Source organism: Frankia sp. CcWB2, from assembly GCF_977927585.1.
In genome coordinates, this window is sequence record NZ_CDWRCM010000289.1 from 1 (window position 1) to 2,500 (window position 2,500).

Here is a 2,500-nt window from a genome sequence, read left to right on the forward strand (position 1 = left end):
ACATCAACGCGGAATCTCATTCATTTCTCCGTCCCGTGCGCATGCTACCTATCTGATTCTGGCAGAGCCACAGCGCGCATGATGAGGCAGTCTGCCACAGGCAGAAATCCTCCTCGACGGCCGGGTCCGGGACCGGGCCGGAAAAGACATGACCGGTGGCTCGTGCCTGCGTCCGGACGGGGCGGCCCGCGGGGTGCGGCTCTCCCGGCGAGATAGCCTCTGATCTGGGACTCCGGTGAACCACCCGGCCCCAAGCGGGCGGCATCCGAAGGACGGACTACCGCATGCGGTCTCCTTGCGCTTCGACACTGCGAGATGCACCGCCCTACAGCCCCTGACGACTACCAGTTGGACGCGCCTGCCAGTGCCGGCCGCCTTCACCGGCTGTGTCCAGTGGCGGCACCGGATGCCGCGACCCCTTCGGGCCCGGCGACTAGACTTGGATCATGGCGTCGACCTGCGGATTTACCATCGGGTCGCTGATTATCCCTGGAGGGATCGCAATCTCCGATGGCTCCCGGTCGGGGGGTTTTCATGGATGTTCTTTTTGGGCGCGGTGACGTCCAGGGTGGTCATCGCCGCGGTGAGCTCGGGATCTCGGGCGCCGCCTCGGCGGGAAGGGGGTGCCGGTCAGCCGACGGGACTGACGGATTCGATGTTGGCCACGGCGAACTCGCGCTCGGCGTTGCGCAGGTGGCACCAGGAGTTCAGCCACCGGCCGAAGAGCTGGTTCGGCTGGATGCGGCGGACCGTCCGGGTGCCCTGCTTGTCCCGGTAGGCGATGACGACGTCGCTGCGGCGTTCCACCGCGTCCGCCAGCACGGCGAGTTCGGCGTCGTTCAGCCGCCCGTTTACCTCGCCGAGCCGCTGGGCGAGATTGGTCAGGAGGGTGACACCGTCGTCCTCGCCGGTGCGCAGGCGCTGGGCGAGTTCGTCGGCCGTCAGCCGCCGTCGGGTCGCCGACGGACCGGCGGGGGGCCCGCCGCGCGGTCGGGACGCCCGGGACGGCTGTGCCGAGGCCCCCCGCGGCGCCTTCCGTCCCGGCCCGCTCGTCACGATGACGGTGCCCGTCGCGTCCTCGGCGACGGGGTAGAAGCCCGTCCGGCGCAGCTCGGCGAGGACCGTGCCCAGTTCCACCGGGCTGGCCAGCACGGTGGGGGCGAGCCGGGCGAGGTGCAGCTTCGCCAGCGCCCGGGTGTGGAGGATCTCGGCGGTCGTGGGCTCGTCGGCGAGGACGGCGCTGCGCATCCCGCGGACCTGCACGTGTCCGTGCCGGCGGGCGACGTCGGCGATGAGGTATTCGAGCGGCTGCGGGAGACCGTGATCGGCTATGGTGCGTAGCTGTTCGAGCAGCTCGGTGGCGGACCATCCGGCGTCCATCGCGGCGCGGACGCTGGCGGAGGTGAACCGCCAGGTCCCGGCCGCGCCCCGGGACTCCGGCACCGCCGCGGCCCGCAGGAGCTGGGACATCGCCGCGCTGGGCTGGCCGGACACGACCGCGGTGAGATCTGACTGCAGGATCAGGCTGGACGGCGTCTCGGGCAGCAGCTCGGCGCAGCGGTCCGCCAGGTCCCGCACCGTCCTCGCGGCCTGCGCGGCGAACTCGTCCGCGGTCGAGACGATCATAAGCCCGACGGTGGCAGCCGCCGTGTCGGTGGTGCTCGGCGCGGCCTCGAGCAGAGCTTGGCCGAGCTCGGACAGGACGTCGAGGGCGAACACCCCGAGCAGCTCGGCCTCGCGGATCGCCGCCGCTACCTTGATCTTGCGGGTGGCGGCGTCGTAGCCGTGCAGGGGGAAGAACCAGTCGAGGTTCTCAGCCGTGAGCCGCACCGACCGCCCGCCGGCCGCCGCGCGGATCAGCACCCGGCGAATCTGGCCCGCCCCCGACTCGATGGGCAGGGGCGGCGGGACGTCCTTCTCGTCGGCACCCTCGCGGCTCGTCGGCGCGTGCTCCAGAGCGTGCCACGCCGCAGCCAGCGTCGCCCACTGATGGCTTGGCGACTCCCCCCGCCACTCCTGGAACCGCGAGCTCGGTGCGTAGCCGCCATCGGTGAAGGTCAGCAGGCCGGCGGCCGCGACCAGGTCGATCCACAGCGGCAGCTCGGCCAACGGTATCGACAGCCGCTTCGCCAGCCGGGCCCGTTCCCGCCCACCGACGCCTCCTCGCTTGAGCGCTACGACGGGGGCGGCGGCCTCGTCGAGCAGGGCGGTCACGGCGCGGATGGCGCCCTGTGCGGCCGCCTGGGAGCTCGACCGGACGACAGCCTCGTTCACCTCCGGCCGGGGAATGTCCGGCGGCCCGGTGAGTCCCTGGTCGTGCCTGGCCAGCCAGGCGGCGACCGCGACCTCACGGGGGAGCTCCGGCCGGTTGCCGACGCTCAGCACCAGCCCCGCGGTGATCAGCTGCCTGATGGGCTGCGCGGCTGCCCTCTGGTCGTGGACCTCCTCGAAGGGCGTGTAGGGGAACGTGTAGGGGAACGTGTAGGGGAACGTGTAGGGG

At 71.7% G+C, this 2,500-nt stretch carries 1 protein-coding gene; it reads right to left on the reverse strand.

From position 1 onward, the window contains the following. Positions 1–630: 630 nt before the first annotated feature. A partial coding sequence (locus ACY45C_RS20570; protein ID WP_462189196.1) for a helicase-associated domain-containing protein occupies positions 631–2,500 on the reverse strand: 1,870 nt, incomplete at its 5' end.